Consider the following 1,854-nt stretch of genomic DNA (forward strand, 5'->3'; position numbering starts at 1 on the left):
CATCACCACCGCGTGCGCCGGAGTGATCCCGAACTGCGCGCACTGAAGAGTCCGCCAGGCCCGGCGCAGCGCGGGCTTCACCATCGGACGCAAATTCCCCACCCCATTCGCGATCATGGAATGACGCCTCTCGTCGCTCCCGGGACGAGATTGCCCCGGCCCGCGCGAGAGCCGCCGAAAGTTGTCCACAGGCCGGAGGAATAGTCATTCGAATGCGACGCGGGCCGCCGGGGCAGGTCTTCTCGTGCCGTCGACGGGTAGCCTCGGGGAGATGCCCGCCGACCCGCAGCCCAGCGTGACCAGCCCACCGCCCCGGACCACGGCGAGCGGCCCGGTCGAGGTGCGCCGGAGCACCCGGCGCCGGAAGTCCGTCTCCGCCTACCGCGAGGGCGACCGGACGATCGTGCTGATCCCGGCCCGGATGTCCGAGGCCGAGGAGCGCCGCTGGGTGGCGGTGATGCTCGACAAGCTCGAGGCCAAGGAGAACCGGAACGTCCTCGGCGACCGGGAGCTGTCCGAGCGGGCGCTGCGCCTGTCGGAGCAGTTCTTCGGGGGCCGGGCCCGCCCCGCCTCCGTGCGGTGGGTGACCAACCAGAACACCCGCTGGGGCTCCTGCACGCCCTCCGAGGGCAGCATCCGCCTCTCCCACCGGCTCCAGGGCATGCCCGAGTACGTGGTCGACTACGTCCTCCTCCACGAGCTGGCCCATCTGCTCGTGCCCGGCCACGGGCCCGCCTTCTGGCGGCTCCTGGAGGCGTACCCGCGCACCGAGCGGGCGCGCGGCTACCTGGAGGGCGTGGTGGCCGCCGGGAGGCTGCCGCACCACGATGTCGCCGGTGAGGAATGATTTCGTACCGAAAACGTTCCAGCCTGTCTTGATGTCACCCCCAGCCGTTAGCCTGACGCGAGCAATCGCCATTCGGGATGGGGGACGGTCGTTACGTATGGCCAGGGAATTCCAACGCGGCCACAAGGCCAAGATCAGTGATCTGACCGCCGGGACGGATCTGTACGTGGGCGTGCAGATCGCGGCCCCGGGGCTGACCTTCGACATCAGCTGTTTCGGCCTCGACGCCGCGGAGCGGCTCTCGGACGACCGGTACTTCGTCTTCTTCAACCAGCCGAAGTCGCCGGAGGAGTCCATCCAGCTGCTCGGGGCGCAGGCCGGTGACACGGAGTCCTTCCGCGTCACCCTCGACCGGATCCCGCCGCACATCCACAAGCTGTCGTTCACCGCGACCATCGACGGCGCCGGCCAGATGTCCCAGATCGGCCCCGGCCATCTGCGGATCGTCGCGGGCGGCGAGGAGGTCGCGCGCTACTCTTTCACCGGCGCGGAGTTCTCCACCGAGCGCGCGGTGATGCTCGGCGACTTCTACCTGAAGGACGTGTGGCGGTTCGCCGCCGTCGGTCAGGGCTTCGACGGTGGCCTGGAAGCGCTCCTGCGGAACTTCGGCGGCGAGGTCGCCGAGGAGGTGCCCGCCGCGCAGGCCCCGGCGCCCGGTTTCGCCCCGCCGCAGCAGGCGTCCGCGCCGCCGGTCTTCGGTGCTCCCGCCGCCCCGCCCGCCCCGGTCCCCGCGCCCGCGTTCGGCGCACCCCAGGCCCCGCCCCAGGCGCCCCCGCCCGCCCCGGTCCCGCCGGTCCCCGCACCCGTCCCGTCCGCCCCCGCGCCTCCCGTCCACGCGACGCCCACGATGGCGGCCCCCCTGGCCCCCGCGCAGGTCCCGCCCCCCGTGGCGCCCGCCGCCCCCGGCCCCTACGGACAGCCACCGGCGCCCGGCCCCTACGGGCAGCCGCAGCCCGCCCCGTACGGTCACGTCCCCGGGCAGACCCCGCCGCACGGCGCCCCCTACG

The 1,854-nt window shown here is 73.0% G+C and carries 2 protein-coding genes; both read left to right on the forward strand.

What is annotated here, in order from left to right; translation table 11 throughout:
- The first annotated feature begins 271 nt into the window (after nt 1-271).
- Nucleotides 272-847: a M48 family metallopeptidase gene (locus tag RIF68_RS35630; protein ID WP_309055756.1), complete on the forward strand. Its 576-nt coding sequence runs from the start codon at nt 272-274 to the stop codon at nt 845-847.
- A gap of 97 nt (nt 848-944) precedes the next feature.
- The coding region (locus RIF68_RS35635; protein ID WP_309055757.1) for a TerD family protein at nt 945-1,854 on the forward strand (910 nt) is incomplete at its 3' end.

It is taken from the genome of Streptomyces sp. (genome assembly GCF_031178505.1).
In the GTDB taxonomy this organism is placed as follows: Bacteria; Actinomycetota; Actinomycetes; order Streptomycetales; family Streptomycetaceae; genus Streptomyces; species Streptomyces gulbargensis.